Below are 16434 nucleotides of genomic sequence, written 5' to 3' on the forward strand. Positions count from 1 at the left end.
GGCACACCTCTGCGCCGTCGTCCTGAACTTGATTCAGGACCAAGCCGCCGGCGGATCCCGCATGCAAGCTGCTCCGTCCGAGCGCTGATCCTGAATCAAGTTCAGGATGACGGTTGAGGGTTAAGAGCCCCCTACTCCGCCGCCTTCCGAGCCGCGTCCGGATTGCGGAGCTGCTCTTCCAGCGCCTTCACCTTGGCCTCGGCCCGCTCCACATGGGCTTCCTTCACATGGCCGTAGCCGCGGATCTGTTCCGGCACGAGGGCCAGATCGACCGCCACCGGGTGGGTCTGGGCTGACAGACCATCCGCCAGGCGCTCCATGCGGGCGATGTACTCGTCGCGTAGGCGGCGCTCCATCCGGCGCTCCTCGGTCCGGCCGAAGATGTCGAAGGCACCGCCGCGCAGGCCCTTGAACTTCGCCAGCATGCCGAAAGCGCCCAGCATCCACGGCCCGTAGACCGATTTCTGCAGCTTGCCGGTCTCCGGGTCACGCTTGGCGAAGAGCGGCGGGGCGAGGTTGAACTCCAGCTTGAAGTCGCCCTCGAACGTGTCGTGGAGGTGCTTGCGGAACGTGCCGTCGGTATAGAGCCGGGCGACCTCGTACTCGTCCTTGATCGCCATCAGCTTGAAGGCGTAGCGGGCGACCGCCTTGGCGAAGGCATCGCTGCCCGGCACCGCCTTCTTCTCGGCCGCCTCCACCTTCTCCACCAGCGCCTTGTAGCGGCCGGCATAGGCCGCGTCCTGGTAGTCGGTCAGGATGGTGACGCGGCGCTCCACCATCTCGGCCAGGGTCTCCGGCGCGGTCCGCACCGGTGCCTCGGTCTTCGGCGCGACGATCCGTTCCACCGCCTCGCGGTCGTGGGCGGTACGGCGGCCCCACAGGAAGGCCTGCTTGTTGAACTCAACCGCCACGGCGTTCAGTTCGATCGCCCGCTCGATGGCGGCGGCGGACAGCGGCACCAGCCCCTGCTGATAGGCATAGCCCAGCATGAACAGGTTGGAGGCGATGCTGTCGCCCAGCAGCTTGGTGGCGATCCGGTTGGCGTCCACGAACTCGGCCGAATTGTCGCCGGCCACCTCGCGGATCTGGTTCTTCATGGCCTCGGCCGGGAAGTGCAGGTCCGGGTTCTGGGTGAAGGCGCCGGTCATGGTCTCCTGGGTGTTGACCACGGCCCGGGTACGCTCCCGGCTCATGGCCTTCAGTCCGTCCTTGGAGACCGCCGTGGCGATGTCGCAGGCCAGCATCAGGTCGGCCGAACCGGTGGCGACGCGCGGGGCGTGCACGGCCTCGGGCGAGGACGCCACCTTCACGTGGCTGATCACCGCCCCGCCTTTCTGGGCGAGGCCGGTCATGTCCAGGATGCTGGTGCCCTTGCCCTCCAGATGGGCGGCCATGCCGATCAGCGCGCCGATGGTCACCACGCCGGTGCCGCCGATGCCGGTGACCAGAATGCCGTAAGGCTCGTCCAGCCCCGGCAGGGTCGGTTCCGGCAGGGCTTCGAAAACCGGCGGCGGGGTATCGGACTTGCCCGCTTGCCCGGTGCTCTTGCGAACCTTGCCGCCGATCACGTTGACGAAGCTCGGGCAGAAGCCCTTCACGCAGGAATAGTCCTTGTTGCAGGTCGACTGGTCGATCTTGCGCTTGCGGCCGAACTCGGTCTCCACCGGCTGGATCGACACGCAGTTCGACTGCACGCCGCAATCGCCGCAGCCCTCGCAGACCTGCTCGTTGATGAAGATCCGCTTGTTCGGGTCCTCCATCAGGCCGCGCTTGCGCCGCCGCCGCTTCTCCGCGGCACAGGTCTGGTCGTAGATGATGACGGTGACGCCCGGCGTCTCGCGCAGGTCGCGCTGGATGCTGTCCAGCTCGTCGCGGTGATGGACCTTGGTGCCCTCGGGCCAGATGCTGTCGGACGGGTACTTATCCGGATCGTCGGTGACCACGTCGATCCGCGCCACGCCCTCGGCCGCGACCATGCGGGCGATGATCCACGGGGTGAGCTGGCTGTCCGACGGCTGACCGCCGGTCATGGCGACGGCGTCGTTGAACAGGATCTTGTAGGTCATCGTCGCCTTGGCGGCGACCGCCTGGCGGATGGCGAGCGAACCCGAGTGGTTGAAGGTGCCGTCGCCCAGATTGGCGAAGATGTGCTTGGTCTCTGTGAACGGCGCCATGCCGACCCAGGGCACGCCCTCGCCGCCCATCTGGGTGAAGGTCTCGGTGCTGCGCGGCATCCAGGAGGCCAGGAAGTGGCAGCCGATGCCGGCCATGGCGCGCGAGCCGTCCGGCACCTTGGTGGAGGTGTTGTGCGGGCAGCCGGAGCAGAAATACGGGGTGCGGGCGAAGTCCGACGGCTTGGCCTGCTCGGACTTCATGCGCTGCTCGACCAGGGCGCGGCGCGCCTTGATGCGGTCGAGATCGGCGATCTCCAGCACCCGGTCGGCGATGGCGAGCGCGATCTCGTTGGCGAACAGCTCGCCGTTCACCCGGAACAGCGGCTTGCCGTCGACGGTCTTCTTGCCCTCGACCTTCGGCTGGCGGGCCTGGGGCTGGTCGTACAGGATCTCCTTGAGCTGCCACTCGATCAGCGAGCGCTTCTCCTCGATCACCAGCACCTTCTCGGCCCCGGCGGTGGCGGCGATCGCCCCGCTCGGCTCCAGCGGCCAGGACATGCCGACCTTGTAGAGCCGCAGACCGATGTCGCGGGCCATCTCGGCGTCGATGCCGAGATCGTCCAGCGCTTGGCGCACGTCGAGATAGGACTTGCCGGTGGTGACGATCACCAGCCGCGGCCTGTCGGTGTCCCAGACCACCGTGTCGAAGGCGTTGGCCCGGGTGAAGGCGCGGACCGCCGGCAGCTTGAAGTCCTGCAGCCGCTGCTCCTGGGTGGTCCAGTCGTCCGGCCAGCGGATGTTGAGCCCGCCCGCAGGCATGTCGAAGTCGGGGATCGTGATGTTGACCGAGTCCGGATCGGCATCGACCGAGGCGGTGCTGTCCATGATCTCGGCGGTGGTCTTGAAGCCGATCCAGCAGCCGCTGAACCGGCTGAGGGCGATGCCGAGCAGCCCGAAATCGAGCGTGTCCTGCACGCCGGCCGGGTTCAGCACCGGGACGTTGGCATCGACGAAGGCGTATTCGCTCTGATGCGGGACGGTCGAGGACTTGGCGGTATGGTCGTCGCCGGCGAAGAGCAGGACCCCGCCCAGCTTGGACGAGCCGGCGAAGTTGCCGTGCTTGAACACGTCGCCGGACCGGTCCACGCCCGGACCCTTGCCGTACCAGAGCCCGACCACGCCGTCGGCGGTGGCGCCCTGGAACAGGCCCGGCTGCTGCGAGCCCCACACGGAGGTCGCCGCCAGTTCCTCGTTCACGCCCGGCTGGAAGTGGATGCGGTGTTCCTTCAGCAGCTTGCCGGCGCGCCAGAGCTGCTGGTCGTAGGCGCCCAGCGGCGAGCCGCGATAGCCGGAGATATAGGTCGCGGTGTCGTGCCCGGCCGCCTGATCGATCCGACGCTGGATCATCGGCAGACGCACCAGCGCCTGCACGCCGGTGAGGAAGATCCGTCCCCGGTCGAGGGTGTACTTGTCGTCGAGCGATACAGTCGCGAGGGCGTTCGCGGACTGTGCGGTACTAGACCGAACCATGCATGCCTCCCGGCTCGTCTGGTTATGTCCCCCTGATTTGGGATGCGAGCCTGTGACTCAAAGGTAAAGGGTGCTGACCTAAGTCACAACCAACCGTCGGTCGCACCCTCATTCGCCTTTGATTACGACAGACCGGCCCCTGGCTGACAATCCACGTAGACCACCGGCCCCGTCCGAGGCCGGCAAGCCCGTCGATAGCCGCGCTAGACGGACTCCACGCCGACGAAGGCGAGGAAGTCGTGGGCGAAGCGGGGATTGCCGCTGCGTTCGATATCGCTGCCCCGGACCGACTGATCCAACGCGCCGATCAGGAACCGCACCACGCCGTTGTCGTCGCACAGCGGCAGCAGAATGCGCCGGGCGTAGTAGGTCGGATCGCCGTCGCGGAAGACCAGGCCGCTGGCGAACATCATCTCGCGGTTTGCGAGCATGCGGACGCAGCGCTGCGCGATGGTGCCGGCCGTGGCGCCGTCATAGATCTCGTGCAGGTAACGGCCGCGCAGGGCGCTGTTGAAGTTGCGGCGGACGCTCTCGCCGATCAGCCGGTAGAAGAAACCGCCGTCGCCGTCCCGCTCGATGATCCAGACATGCGGCAGCAATCCCGCCTTGGCCAGAACGACCGGGTCGAGGGCGGACCGGGATGCCACGGCGATGTCGCCGCGGGCGATTTTCCAGATGTCGAGAAGGGCGGAACAGCGCGGCGCGTCGTCGATCCTGTCGAAGACCACATGCAGTGGTCCGGACCACGCATCCGTCGCTTCGGCTACCGTCACTTCGTCCCCCATCCCCTTTGAACATATCGGTAACAAATCGGTTCCCTGAACTCGAGATAATATTGAAGTATTCAATCATCGGATCGGAACGGCACCCAGGAATGGCGATCTCGGGCCACGACACGGTCTCGACGGGATGCGCCTGACCGGCTAAGGAGGCACCGCAGTCGGAACAAGGCCGCCGATCCGGAATCGGCGGCGCTGGATGGCCGGAACCGGCCGCGAGGAGAGCCCAATCAGATGACCGTGCTCGTCACAGGTGCCGCCGGATTCATCGGCATGCATACCGTGCGCGCCCTGCTCGACCGGGGCGAGCGGGTGATCGGCATCGACAATCTCAACGCCTATTACGATCCGGCGCTGAAACACGCCCGGCTGGCCGAGCTGCAGGGCCGCAACGGCTTCAGCTTCGAGCGGATCGACTTCTCGGACCGGGCGGAGCTGGCCGAGTTCGACGACCGGCACCCGGAAATCGACCGCATCGTCCATCTCGGCGCCCAGGCGGGCGTGCGCTATTCGCTGCAGGAGCCGTTCGACTACGCCAGCGCCAACCTGGTCGGCCATCTGTCCATGCTGGAGATGGCCCGCGGCCGCATGGCGCCGACGGACGGCCGCCCGGCCTTGAAGCACTTCGTCTATGCGTCGTCGTCGAGCGTCTACGGCGCCAACCGGGAAGTTCCGTTCTCGATCGACGACAGGACCGACCGGCCGGTGTCGTTCTACGGCGCCACCAAGAAGGCCAACGAGGTGATGACCTACAGCTACGCCAGCCTGTACGGCATCCCCGCCACGGGCCTGCGGTTCTTCACGGTGTACGGTCCCTGGGGCCGGCCCGACATGTCGCCCTGGCTGTTCGCCGAGCGGATCCTGCGGGGCGACCCGATCCAGGTCTTCAACCACGGCCAGATGCGGCGCGACTTCACCTATATCGACGACATCGTCGCGGGGGTCATCGCCGCGCTGGACCGGCCGCCCGCCCCGGGCGAGGGCGAGGCGCCGCACGCGGTCTACAATCTCGGCAACAACCGGCCGGTCGCCCTGCTCGACTATATCCGGGTGCTGGAGGCCGCCTGTGGCCGCTCGGCCCATCTGGACATGAAGCCGATGCAGCCGGGCGACGTCCCGGAGACCTACGCCGATATCGACGCCAGCATACGCGACCTCGGCTTTTGCCCGACCACCTCCATTGAGGAGGGAATTCCGCGCTTCATCGACTGGTTCAAGCGCTATCACGGCATGTAAGCCCGTCGCCGTTCGACACGCGCCCCTGCGACACGCCACCTGCGGGGCGCTGCCCAGGGTAAGGGCGAAGACGAAAATATCTCCCGTCATCCCGAACTCGTTTCGGGACCTCAATGGCGCTGAGGCGGGTTAAGGTCCCGAAACGAGTTCGGGATGACAGTTGTTGGTATTAAACGATTGACCTCAACCCGAGCAGCCCCGGCGCGTAGGCCGGGGGCCGGCGATTATTCCTCGATCGCCTCGTCGGGGCGCACACCCCAGACATCGCCGCGGCGCAGCCAACCGTCGATGCCGGCGACCTCGACCTCGCACCAGTCCGCCCGGCACGCCTCCAGCCAGGCGATCACCCCGGGTTCGAGCCGTGCCATGGGCGACGCGCTCTCCGCCGGCTCGCGGCGCAGCAGGCGGACGGCGGTGACCACGATCACCGTTCGGCGGCCCGACAGCATGGACTGATGCACCCAGCCCTCGGTGCCCTCGAAATCGCGGATCTTGCGCCAGGTGTCGAACTCGGCGACCACTTCCACCGGCAGGTTGGGGCGCTGGAACACCCAGTCGATCGGATAGCGCACGCCAGGGCCGGTGCGGACATTCACCTCCCGCGCCCGCAGCGTGACGAAACGCGGGATCGGCAAGCCGGTCTCGGTGCCGACCGAGGTCATGGCCGCACGGGACGCAGCCGACTGCGCCCCTGACGGTACCGGAGCGAGCAGGAGAGCGACAAGGAGCAGGACAAAGACGCGCATTGGGGCTCCCGGTGGCGCGAAGGGATGTGGAGCGTCCGATCTTATACCGCTATCCATGGCGCTCGTTAAGGCCGCGCACTACAATATACGCATCGAGTCGCGCGGTCGGCCGGGCCGATCGACGCATCGCCGCAGGTGACAGGATGCCGCGACCCTGCTACCCCACGGCCGAACGCGAAGGGGCCGACGCCAGGAAAACCGGGTCGATCGCCGGGAGGAGAACATGCCGCAGTCGAAGAAGCGCGTTGTCGTCACGCGAAAGCTTCCCGATCCGGTGGAAACCCGGATGATGGAGCTGTTCTCGACCGTCCTGAACCTGTCGGACGAGCCGATGAGCCGCGACAAGCTGGCCGCCGCCATGCGCGAATGCGACGTGCTGGTCCCGACCGTGACCGACCGGATCGACGGCAGTCTGATCGAGCAGGCGGGCGACCGGCTGAAGCTGATCGCCTCCTTCGGCACCGGCGTCGACCATATCGACCTGCGCGCGGCCAAGGCCCGCGGCATCACCGTCACCAACACGCCGGGCGTCCTGACCGAGGACACCGCCGACATGGTCATGGCCCTGATCCTGGCCGTGCCGCGCCGCGTGGTGGAGGGCAACGCCCTGATTACCTCGGGCAAATGGACCGGATGGGCGCCGACCCGGATGCTCGGCCACCGGATCCACGGCAAGCGGCTCGGCATCGTCGGCATGGGCCGGATCGGCCAGGCGGTCGCCCGGCGCGCCCGCGGTTTCGGCCTCTCCGTGCACTACCACAACCGAAAACCGGTCCACGCGGATATCGAGAACGAGCTGGAAGCGACCTACTGGGACAATCTCGACCAGATGGTGGGGCGCATGGACATCCTGTCCTTGAACTGCCCCCACACCCCGGCCACGTATCACCTGATGAACCGACGGCGGCTCGGACTGATGCAGCCGCACGCCTATGTGGTCAACACCGCCCGCGGCGAGGTCGTCGACCAGGAGGCGCTGGTCGATGCGCTGAAGGAACGCCGGATCGCCGGGGCCGGTCTGGACGTCTACGAGCACGAGCCGGAAGTGGCGAGCGGCCTGCTCGACCTGGATAACGTGGTCCTGCTGCCGCACATGGGCAGCGCCACCATCGAAGGCCGCCAGGACATGGGCGACAAGGTCATCATCAACGTGAAGACCTTCGTCGATGGGCACACCCCACCCGACCGGGTCATCGAAACGATGTTTTAAGACGAGCGAAGGTATCTTGTGCACCGCACAACCGACACTCACCCGCGATGCCAACCATAATGCCCTTCGACGTAGATTCCGCCCGCGAAACCCATGTCGCTCTGGATGACCTGATCGGACCGGACGCGCCGGAACAGATGCGCGCGTTCGTCCGGTACTGGGACGGGCTGCGGGGCTCGAACCTGCTGCCGGCCTATCGCGCCGTCGATCCGCTGGACATTCCCTGGGCGCTGTCTCGGATCTACATCGTCGAAGCCAGGGACGGCGATTTCGTCTACCGGCTGGCCGGCGAGGACGTTGCCGACCGCTACAACCAGTCGCTCAAGGGAAAGCGGATCCGCGATCTGTTCTCCGACCGCAGCGCCGCCCGGATCCTGGAACGCTGGCAGCGGGTGATCGAGGCGCCGGCGGGGTACTATTCCTACACCCAGCACATATCGATCCACCAATCGGTGGTCACCGCGCGCCGGGTGCTCCTCCCGCTGGGGGCCGACGGGCAGACCGCCGACCATCTGATGGGCTTTACAGTGTTCGACGAGACGACATCCGGCCAGGATCCGTTCTCCAACGGCCTGATCACCAAGGACATTCGGTGGTGCGACCTGCGCCGGTGACGGGCTATTCCGCGACCGAGGCGTCGGCCTCTATGATCGCGCGGACAACTTCGACCAAGCTTGCGAAATAGGGTTCGCGGATGGTGCCGACCGGGGTCAGCAGCGCCGCTTCGCCCGGAAGCATGTAGCCGCTATCGCCCAATTCCGTATCGGGACCGGCATCCAAGGGCATGATCGATACTCCCCAACTTTGCTCGAATAAGATAAACAGACCTATGTAAACAAAGGATTAATGCCCCAACGGAAATTCCGAGGAGGCATTACCTTCCCGCAACGCGGCGCCGCCGCCGGATCCTCCGCCCATGACCGTCGACCAGATCTCCACCCTGTCGCTTCTCGCCGTCGTGGTCGTCCTTTTCATCTGGGGGCGCTGGCGGGTCGACGCCGTCGCCATGCTGGCCCTGATGGCCTCGGTCTTCATCGGCATCGTCGAACCGGGGGACGCGTTCAAGGGGTTCGGCCATCCGGCGGTGATCACCGTCGCCGCGGTCCTGGCGCTGTCCTCGGCGCTCGCCCGCTCCGGCGTCGTCGACCTGATTGCCGCCGGGGTGGAGCGCTTCGCCTCGACCCGGCTGACCCAGATGGCGGCGCTGTCGACCCTGGGCGGCGCGATGTCAGGCTTCATGAACAATGTGGGCGCGCTCGCCCTGCTGATGCCCGTGGCCCTCTCCATGGCCAAGCGGACCGGCTATTCGGCGTCGCTGATCCTGATGCCGCTGTCCTTCGCCACCATCCTCGGCGGCCTGGTCACCCTCATCGGCACGCCGCCCAACGTGCTGATCGCCCAGTATCGCCAGCGGGTCACCGGCGAAGGGTTCGAGCTGTTCGACTTCGCCTGGACGGGCCTGCCGATGGCGGTCGCCGGGATCCTGTTCCTCACCCTGGTGGGCTGGCGGTTGATTCCGTCCTCCAGCCAGGGCCGGGCGGAGGGGGACGCGCCGTTCGATATCGACAGCTACCTGACCGAACTGGTGGTGCCGAAGGAGGGCAAGGTCGTCGGCAAGACGATCGACGAGATCACCCAGGAGTTGGAGAACCCGCCGCAGTTCGACGGCATCGTGCGCGGCCGCAACCGGGTCATCCGCCGGCTGCATATCGCCAAGCTCGAGGTCGGCGACGTCGTCCTGGTCCATGGCGACACCGAGTCCATCGAGGAGATGGTGGCCGCCGGCTTCAAGATGGTCGCCGCTAAAGACCTGAAGACCGAGGACGGGGAAAGCCCGATCGACACCGACGCCCTGGCGATCGTCGAAGCCGTGGTCACCCCGCGCTCCTGGCTGGAGGGACGCACGCCGGCGCTGGTGACCCTGCGGGCGCGCTACGGCATCAACCTGCTGGCCATCGCCCGCTCGGGCGCGCCGATCCGCTCGCGGCTGCGCGACGCCCGCTTCCAGGCCGGCGACGTGCTGCTGCTGCAGGGTGCGCGCGACCAGATCAACGACACCGTCCGCGCCCTGGGCTGCCTGCCCCTGGCCTACCGCAACCTGTCGCTGGAGCCGCGCCGGGCGCTGGTGCCCATCCTGCTCTTCGCCGCGGCCATCGTCGCGACCGTGACCAACGTCATCCCGGCCGCCGTCGCCCTGACCGCCGCCGTGGTGGGCCTGGTCTTCCTGCGGGGCCTGACCATGCGCGAGGTCTACGAGGCGATCGACTGGCAGGTGATCGTGCTGCTGGCCGCCATGATCCCCGTCGGCGGCGCGCTGGAGACCACCGGTGCCGCCAACGTGCTGGCCGGCGCCATCGCCGCGGTCGCGTGGAGTGCCGATCCGCACCTGATCCTGGCGGTGGTGCTGATCCTGACCATGACGCTGAGCGACATCATGAACAATGCCGCCACGGCCGTGGTCATGGCGCCGGTGTCCGTCGGGCTCGCCGCGGCGATCAACGTGAATCCGGACCCGATGCTGATGGCCGTGGCGGTGGGCGCGTCCAGCGCCTTCCTGACCCCCATCGGTCACCAGAACAACCTGCTGGTCATGGGACCGGGGGGTTACAAGTTCGGCGACTATTGGCGCATGGGCCTGCCGCTGGAAGTCCTGCTGGTGGTGATCGGGGTCTGGCTGATTCCCTGGTTCTGGCCGTTCACCTGACCGCCCCGGCCCGGCTTTCCACGATAGCGACCGCCCCGTGATCCCCGCCCGGCATCTCCCCCTGGTGCTCATGCTGATCCTGGGCAATCTCTGGGGGCTGTCCTTTTCGCTGTCGAAGACGGTGGTGCTGGGCGGCATCCATCCGCTCGCCTATGTCTGGATGCAGACGACGGGGGCGACCCTGTTCCTGTTCGTCATCTGCCGCCGCGCGGGCGTGACGGTGCCGACGAGCCGCCGCCACCTGCTGCTCTACGGCGCCACCGGCCTGGTCGGCACCGTGCTGCCGAGCCTGACGATCGTGACCACCGCCCTGCATGTACCGGCGGGAATCATCTCCACCCTGGTGACGACGGTGCCGATGCTGACCTTCGCCCTGGCGGTGTCCACGGGTCTGCAGCGCTTCCAGCCGATGGCGCTGGCGGGACTGACGCTGGGTCTGATCGGCGTGCTGTTCCTGGTGGTGCCGGATTCGAGCCTGCCCAGCGCCGACATGGCGGGCTGGGTGCTGTTCGGCCTGCTGACCCCGGTGTTCTACGCGACCAACGGGATCCTGGCCGCGCGGCTGCGGCCGGCCGGCACGTCGTCCCTGGCGGCGGCCCTGGGGATGATGGCGACGGCCTCGGTGACCAGCCTGCCGATCATGCTGGCGACCGGGACGTTCCATCCGCTGTTCGCCGAGGGCCTCACGCCGCACGACCTGGCGATGACCGGCCAGATCGTCATCACCTGCGTCGCCTACATCATGTATTTCGAGATCAACGAGCGGTCCGGCCCCGTCTATCTGAGTCAGGTCAGCTACGTGGTGAACGTGTCGGGACTGTTCTGGGGATACGCGATCTTCGGCGAGGTGCCGTCGCCCTGGCTCTGGGCGACGGTAGTGCTGGTCTTCGCCGGGGTGTACCTGGTCAACCGCACGACGCGGGCCGAGACACCCTCGTAACCTCCCCACGTCTCCCCGCCCTTGGCCGGGACCGGGAGAGAGCGCGTGCCGGAGCGATCGGGCTCTATTCCCGAACGCTCCAGCCCGTTGTTGTTCTGCACCTCGGCGCGCGGCCGGGGAGACGCGGGTAAGGGAGTGCCCCTTACGCCGCCAGGGCCGGAAGCTGCCAGTTCACCTTCGCCATGTCGGCGACGAGCGCATCGGCCTTTTCCTTCGGCAGCGGCAGGAACGGGGCCCGCACGTTGCGCCAGGAGGCCTTGCCGCTCTCGCGGGCCAGCAGCTCCTTCAGGCCGGCCGCGGCCGGGTAGTTCTGCAGCGCCAGGCGCTGGGCGGTGAGCTGCTCCTGCAGGCCCTCCATGTCCGGCGCGCCTGCCTTCCAGGCGGCATAAACCGCGCCGCAGAGCGACGAGGTGCAGTTGCCGGTCGCGGTGATCGTGCCGACGCCGCCGGCCTTCAGGGTGTCGAGCAGGTAGCGCTCGGTACCGGCGAAGACGTCGAAACCGTCGAAGGTCTCGGCCATCGCCTTCATGTTGGCGAAGTCGCCGGAGCTGTCCTTGATGCCGCAGAACACGCCCGGGAATTCCTTCAGGAACCGGCCGATCAGGTCGTGGCTGAACGGCACCGCCGACATCTGCGGGAAGTGGTAGAGATAGACCTTCATCCGGTCGTCGCCGACCGCCTCGATCACCCGGGCGAAATGGGCGAACAGGCCGTCGTCGCTCGGGTTCTTGTAGTAGAACGGCGGCAGCATCAGCGCCGACTCGATGCCGATCTCCAGGGTCTTCTTGGTCAGCTCGACGGTGTCCGGCAGGGCGCAGCAGCCGGTGCCGATCATCAGCTTGTTCATCGGCATGCCGGAACCGCCCAGCACGTCGAGGAAGTCCAGGCGCTCCTTCAGGGAGAGCGAGTTGGCCTCGCCCGTGGTGCCGAACAGCAGCACCCCGTCGCAGCCATTCGCGAGCAGCCATTTGCTGTGATCCAGGGTGCCCTGGACATCGATCGACAGATCGTCGTTGAACGCGGTCAGGCCTGCGGCCATCACGCCTTTGATGCGCTCGCTCATCGGTTTCCTCCGGGCGGTATGTTGAGCGCCGACCATATTGCGCGCCCTTGCGGCAATCAAGCCGTCCCGCGCGGCTCTCCGCAGTTTAGCCCTCGATCTGCTTGCGCAGGGTCTCCGCCATCTTCTCCGGCGAGATGCCGTGGCTGAAATGGGTGACGTACTTGCCGTTCGGGTCGAGCAGATAGGTGATGGAGGAGTGGTCCATCAGATAGTCCGACGCGCTGTCGTCCTTGGCCTTGGCGTAATAGACCCGGAACTCGCGGGCCACCTTGGCGATCTGCTCCTCGGTGCCGGTCAGCATGGCGAAGCTCGGGTGGAAGTACTCGTGATAGCCGGCGAGCTGCTCGGGGGTGTCGCGCTCGGGGTCGATCGTGATGAAGATCGGCGTGACCTTCTCCGCCAGCGGTCCGAGTTCATCCATCGCTGTCGTGACGGTCGCCATCGTCGTCGGGCAGACGTCCGGGCAGTAGGTGTAGCCGAAGAACACGACCTGCCACGTGCCCTCGTAGGTCTTCTCGGTGACCTGCCTGCCGGTCTGATCGGTCAGGGTGAAGGGGCCGCCCACATCGACGTCGCCGTCCTTGGCCTGCCAGATGAAGTAGCCGGCGGTGACCGTCCCGACCAGGGTCGCGACGAGCAGGGTGACGACGAAGAAGAAGACGCGGGAGGACATGGGATCACCCTTCGGCGGGTCGCGGATTGTCGGCTAGGTTCCGGTCATATGGGAGACCGGGGCCCACGTCAAAGACGGGCCGCCCCCGCCCGGCGGAATTGCCGCAGGCCGCGCGGGGCCGTAGGCTGTCGCCATGAGCGATCCGAACACCCTGCGGATCTTCGTCGGCACCGCCGAGGGCACGCGCCTGGCCGAGCGGCTCGCCGAGCATTTCGGACCGCAGGCGACCCTGCGCGTCACCCTCCATGGTGGCGCCCGGCCGCCGCGCGGCTGCCTGGTCGACCGGATCGGCGACACGGAGATCGGCGAGGCCGCGGCGGTGATCGACGCCCTGGACCCGTTCGCGCGGCGGACGGTCCGCGCCGTGCGGGACGCGACCCGGCGCGCGTCGATCCCCCGGCTCAGCTTCCGGCCGCGCGGCTGGGAGCGTCACCCGCTCGACCGCTGGGTGGAGGTCCGGGATCTGCAGGGAGCGGTGGGCGCCATCGCCTCGGTCGCGCGGACCGCCCTGCTCTGGCTGCCGCCCCGCGACGTGGCCGCCTTCGCCCCTGTCGGCGGCCTGCGCTTTCCCACCCGTCTTGTGCGGATGCCGGTCGGCTGGTCCCTGCCGCCCCGGTTCGAGCCGATCCTCGCCGCCCCGCCCTACAGCCTGGCCGGCGACACCCTGCTGCTGCGCCGCACCGAGGCCCAGGCCGTGGTGATGCGGGCGACCGGCGCCGAGACCGACGCGCCGCTGGTTCGCGCCGCCCGCAGCCTCGACCTGCCGATCGTGATGATCCGCCCGCCGCTCGAGCGCGGCGAGGTGCCGGCCCGGTCCGTCGACGTGACCCTCGACTGGGTGGATTCGATCCTGAACCCGCCGGACTACCTCAGAACCGCCAGGGAGTGGCGTTGACGAAGACCACCGCGGACTGACCGTCCGGGTACAGGTCAACCCGCGTCACCGACACCGTCTCGACGTGAAAGGACAGCGCCCGCGCCGGGGCGAGCGACAGGGCATGGGAGAGCGCCGCCCGGATCGAGCCGCCATGCATGACCGCCACCACGTCCCCGCCCGGCTGCTTTTCGCTCCACTCGTCCAGGGCCGCACCGACCCGGCCGACCACGTCGACGAAACTCTCGCCGTTCGGCGCCCGCTCGTCGGCCGGGGCGAGCCAGAACCGGCGATAGGCCTCCGGATGGCGATCGCGGATCTCCTGACGGTTGCCGCCCTGCCAGTCGCCGAAATGCTGTTCCATCAGCCGCTTCTCGTCGACCGGCTCCGGCCCTTGGGCGCCGGCCGCCTTCAGGGCCGCCGCGGTCTTGCGGGTGCGGGCGAGCGGGCTCTGCAGCCACAGGGCCTTCTTCGGCAGCAACCGCGCGACGGAGGAGAACACCTTGTCGTCGGCCACGTCGCAATCCAGGTCGATCTGGCCGTAGATGGAATTGTCGGGGTTGATGACAGGGGCGTGGCGGACGAGCCACCAGCGGGTCGGCGTGGGCATAGTCTCTCCTCAGGCTGCGAGATAGGCGGACAGGGCCGCCAGGGCGGCGACTTCCGCGACCTGTTCCGCCGCTCCCAGCACGTCGCCGGTCAGGCCGCCGATCTGCCGCCGGGCGAGCGCGCCGATCAGCACGGCGGCGACGATCGCGGCGATGGCGGCGGCGAGCCCGATCCCGGCAGGCAGGACGAACAGGGCGACGGCGGTGGCGATGCCGAGCGCCCAGAGCGCCCCGGGCAACCCCGGACGACCGGCGGATCGGCCGAGACCGTCTCCCGGCGCGAAGGGTACGGCACGGGCGAGTCCAGGCAGGACTCCGCGGGCGACGGCATGGGTCGCAATCATCGCCAGCACGGCGGTGTCGGCATCCATCGCCGCCAGAGCCGACGCCTTCAGCCCGACCGCGAGGATCAGCGCCAGCACACCGTAGCTGCCGATGCGGCTGTCCCGCATGATCCGGCGCTTGGCCTCGGGATCGCGGCCGCCGAACCCGTCGACCAGATCGGCCAGCCCGTCCTCGTGCAGCGCGCCGCTGGCCAGGGCTGCGGCGGCGAGCGCTATCAGGGCGCAGACGCCCGACGGCAGGCCGGCGGTGTCGGCCACCGCGAAGGCGACGCCGCCGATCAGCCCGATCACCGCGCCGATCAGGGGGAAGGCCCAGGCCGCCGCCATCAGCGGACGGGGATCGCGGATCGGCCGCGGCCAGGGCAGCCGGCTCAGAAACACGGTGACAAGGCCAAGCTCGTCGATCCAGCGGCCGGTCGGGGCGCCGGACCCCGGGACATCCGGAGGGGAGGTATCGTTCATGTCGATGGTCTCGCTTTGCGTCACATCGGTCGAGCGGGTATAGCCTTCGCCCGACGTTGCAACAACCGTGGCCCCAAACGAGGTCCCACTCGAGGTTCCATGTCCAAGACCGGTTTCGACCCCGCCGACGCCTCGCTCGACGAGATCCGCGCCCTGTTCAGGGAACTGCCGGGCCCCGATCTGGAGGCCGCCACCGCCACGGCGGAGCGCGAGGCGCAGCTGACCAAACCGCGCGGCTCCCTGGGGCGTCTGGAGGAACTGGCGAGCTGGCTCGCCACCTGGCAGGGTCGCCATCCGCCGGAGATGCGCCACCCGCGCACCGCCGTCTTCGCCGCCAACCACGGCGTCGCCGCACGGGGCGTGTCGGCCTATCCGGCCGAGGTCACGGAACAGATGGTGCAGAACTTCATCGCCGGCGGCGCGGCGGTGAACCAGCTCTGCCAGGCGTTCGACGCCGACCTGCGGGTCTACGAGATGGCGCTGGACCAGCCGACCCAGGACTTCACCCAGGGCCCGGCCATGGACGAGGGTGCCTGCGCCCGGGCGATGGCCTACGGCATGATGGCGGTGGAACCCAATCTCGACGTGCTGTGCCTGGGCGAGATGGGGATCGCCAACACCACCTCGGCGGCGGCCCTGGCCTGTGCCCTGTTCGGCGGCGAGGTCTCCGACTGGGTCGGCCGCGGCACCGGGGTGACCGGCGATGCGCTGGCACGCAAGACCGACGTGGTGGCCGAAGGGGTCGCCAAGCACGCGCACCTGACCGATCCGCTGGAAAAGCTGGCCGCGCTCGGCGGGCTGGAGCTGGCGGCGATCGCCGGCGCGGTGATGGCCGCCCGCCTCGCCCGCACGCCGGTCGTGCTGGACGGCTTCGCCTGCACCGTGGCCGCCGCCGTCCTGTGGAAGGTCGATCCCAAGGCGCTGGACCACTGCATCGTCGCCCACCGCTCGGTCGAGCCGGGCCACGCCAAGCTGCTGCAGATCATCGACAAGGAGCCGCTGTTCGATTTCGGCATGCGCCTCGGCGAGGGCAGCGGGGCGACGCTCGCCATCGGCATCCTGAAGGCGGCCGCCGAGTGCCATGCCGGCATGGCGACCTTTGCCTCGGCCGGGGTGTCCACGGCCGCGTCCTCCAAGCCGCACTGAGCCCG

The 16434-nt window shown here is 68.2% G+C and carries 15 protein-coding genes; 7 read left to right on the forward strand and 8 right to left on the reverse strand.

Annotated elements, in window-relative coordinates; all coding sequences use genetic code 11:
- Positions 1–131: 131 nt before the first annotated feature.
- Complete coding sequence (locus T8K17_RS03575) at positions 132–3644, reverse strand: indolepyruvate ferredoxin oxidoreductase family protein (protein WP_322333133.1); 3513 nt, start codon at positions 3642–3644, stop codon at positions 132–134.
- Between the two features lie 203 nt (positions 3645–3847).
- Positions 3848–4417, reverse strand: a complete 570-nt coding sequence (locus T8K17_RS03580; protein ID WP_322333134.1) for a PAS domain-containing protein — start codon at positions 4415–4417, stop codon at positions 3848–3850.
- Between the two features lie 240 nt (positions 4418–4657).
- Here T8K17_RS03580 and T8K17_RS03585 point away from each other — a divergent pair, with 240 nt between their 5' ends.
- A complete protein-coding gene (locus T8K17_RS03585; RefSeq protein WP_322333135.1) occupies positions 4658–5659 on the forward strand; it encodes an NAD-dependent epimerase/dehydratase family protein in 1002 nt (333 codons plus the stop codon).
- 224 nt (positions 5660–5883) lie between these two features.
- Here the strand turns inward: T8K17_RS03585 and T8K17_RS03590 are convergent, their stop codons facing one another.
- Entirely contained in the window at positions 5884–6405 is a 522-nt protein-coding gene (locus tag T8K17_RS03590) for an SH3 domain-containing protein (protein WP_322333136.1), read from the reverse strand.
- A gap of 223 nt (positions 6406–6628) precedes the next feature.
- Between T8K17_RS03590 and T8K17_RS03595 the strand changes: the two genes are divergently transcribed.
- Together T8K17_RS03595 and T8K17_RS03600 are read left to right on the forward strand one after the other, a co-directional pair.
- On the forward strand, positions 6629–7615 hold the full coding sequence (locus T8K17_RS03595; protein ID WP_322333137.1) for a D-glycerate dehydrogenase: 987 nt from the start codon (positions 6629–6631) through the stop codon (positions 7613–7615).
- Between the two features lie 59 nt (positions 7616–7674).
- Positions 7675–8229, forward strand: a complete 555-nt coding sequence (locus T8K17_RS03600) for a PAS domain-containing protein (protein ID WP_322333138.1) — start codon at positions 7675–7677, stop codon at positions 8227–8229.
- A 4-nt stretch (positions 8230–8233) separates the two neighbouring features.
- On the opposite strand, the gene T8K17_RS03605 is transcribed toward T8K17_RS03600, so the two are convergent.
- Positions 8234–8401 (reverse strand): hypothetical protein, encoded by a 168-nt coding sequence (locus tag T8K17_RS03605; protein WP_322333139.1) that lies wholly within the window; start codon positions 8399–8401, stop codon positions 8234–8236.
- A gap of 130 nt (positions 8402–8531) precedes the next feature.
- Between T8K17_RS03605 and T8K17_RS03610 the strand changes: the two genes are divergently transcribed.
- Positions 8532–10319, forward strand: a complete 1788-nt coding sequence (locus T8K17_RS03610) for an SLC13 family permease (protein ID WP_322333140.1) — start codon at positions 8532–8534, stop codon at positions 10317–10319.
- A 37-nt stretch (positions 10320–10356) separates the two neighbouring features.
- Entirely contained in the window at positions 10357–11259 is a 903-nt protein-coding gene (locus T8K17_RS03615; RefSeq protein WP_322333141.1) for a DMT family transporter, read from the forward strand.
- A gap of 142 nt (positions 11260–11401) precedes the next feature.
- Here T8K17_RS03615 and T8K17_RS03620 read toward each other — a convergent pair whose 3' ends face one another.
- A complete protein-coding gene (locus T8K17_RS03620) occupies positions 11402–12322 on the reverse strand; it encodes a dihydrodipicolinate synthase family protein (RefSeq protein WP_322333142.1) in 921 nt (306 codons plus the stop codon).
- A gap of 85 nt (positions 12323–12407) precedes the next feature.
- Entirely contained in the window at positions 12408–12995 is a 588-nt protein-coding gene (locus T8K17_RS03625; RefSeq protein WP_322333143.1) for an SCO family protein, read from the reverse strand.
- 133 nt (positions 12996–13128) lie between these two features.
- Here T8K17_RS03625 and T8K17_RS03630 point away from each other — a divergent pair, with 133 nt between their 5' ends.
- On the forward strand, positions 13129–13890 hold the full coding sequence (locus tag T8K17_RS03630) for a precorrin-6A/cobalt-precorrin-6A reductase (protein WP_322333144.1): 762 nt from the start codon (positions 13129–13131) through the stop codon (positions 13888–13890).
- On the opposite strand, the gene T8K17_RS03635 is transcribed toward T8K17_RS03630, so the two are convergent.
- Together T8K17_RS03635 and cobS are read right to left on the reverse strand one after the other, a co-directional pair.
- On the reverse strand, positions 13865–14479 hold the full coding sequence (locus T8K17_RS03635) for a histidine phosphatase family protein (RefSeq protein WP_322333145.1): 615 nt from the start codon (positions 14477–14479) through the stop codon (positions 13865–13867). The genes T8K17_RS03630 and T8K17_RS03635 overlap by 26 nt on opposite strands.
- 9 nt (positions 14480–14488) lie before the next feature.
- Positions 14489–15283, reverse strand: coding sequence for an adenosylcobinamide-GDP ribazoletransferase (gene cobS, locus T8K17_RS03640; protein ID WP_322333146.1), 795 nt, complete (start codon positions 15281–15283; stop codon positions 14489–14491).
- Between the two features lie 99 nt (positions 15284–15382).
- Between cobS and cobT the strand changes: the two genes are divergently transcribed.
- A complete protein-coding gene (cobT, locus tag T8K17_RS03645; RefSeq protein ID WP_322333147.1) occupies positions 15383–16429 on the forward strand; it encodes a nicotinate-nucleotide--dimethylbenzimidazole phosphoribosyltransferase in 1047 nt (348 codons plus the stop codon).
- The last annotated feature ends 5 nt before the right edge of the window (positions 16430–16434 follow it).

The sequence above is a fragment of the Thalassobaculum sp. OXR-137 genome (assembly GCF_034377285.1).
Classification (GTDB): Bacteria; Pseudomonadota; Alphaproteobacteria; order Thalassobaculales; family Thalassobaculaceae; genus Thalassobaculum.

Bases quoted from the DNA above. Each gene is read 5' to 3' on its own strand.
- T8K17_RS03575 (WP_322333133.1), bottom strand. From the start codon at position 3,644: ATGGTTCGGTCTAGTACCGCACAGTCCGCGAACGCCCTCGCGACTGTA.
- T8K17_RS03585 (WP_322333135.1), top strand. From the start codon at position 4,658: ATGACCGTGCTCGTCACAGGTGCCGCCGGATTCATCGGCATGCATACC.
- T8K17_RS03590 (WP_322333136.1), bottom strand. From the start codon at position 6,405: ATGCGCGTCTTTGTCCTGCTCCTTGTCGCTCTCCTGCTCGCTCCGGTA.
- T8K17_RS03595 (WP_322333137.1), top strand. From the start codon at position 6,629: ATGCCGCAGTCGAAGAAGCGCGTTGTCGTCACGCGAAAGCTTCCCGAT.
- T8K17_RS03600 (WP_322333138.1), top strand. From the start codon at position 7,675: ATGCCCTTCGACGTAGATTCCGCCCGCGAAACCCATGTCGCTCTGGAT.
- T8K17_RS03605 (WP_322333139.1), bottom strand. From the start codon at position 8,401: ATGCCCTTGGATGCCGGTCCCGATACGGAATTGGGCGATAGCGGCTAC.
- T8K17_RS03610 (WP_322333140.1), top strand. From the start codon at position 8,532: ATGACCGTCGACCAGATCTCCACCCTGTCGCTTCTCGCCGTCGTGGTC.
- T8K17_RS03620 (WP_322333142.1), bottom strand. From the start codon at position 12,322: ATGAGCGAGCGCATCAAAGGCGTGATGGCCGCAGGCCTGACCGCGTTC.
- T8K17_RS03625 (WP_322333143.1), bottom strand. From the start codon at position 12,995: ATGTCCTCCCGCGTCTTCTTCTTCGTCGTCACCCTGCTCGTCGCGACC.
- T8K17_RS03630 (WP_322333144.1), top strand. From the start codon at position 13,129: ATGAGCGATCCGAACACCCTGCGGATCTTCGTCGGCACCGCCGAGGGC.
- T8K17_RS03635 (WP_322333145.1), bottom strand. From the start codon at position 14,479: ATGCCCACGCCGACCCGCTGGTGGCTCGTCCGCCACGCCCCTGTCATC.
- cobS (WP_322333146.1), bottom strand. From the start codon at position 15,283: ATGAACGATACCTCCCCTCCGGATGTCCCGGGGTCCGGCGCCCCGACC.
- cobT (WP_322333147.1), top strand. From the start codon at position 15,383: ATGTCCAAGACCGGTTTCGACCCCGCCGACGCCTCGCTCGACGAGATC.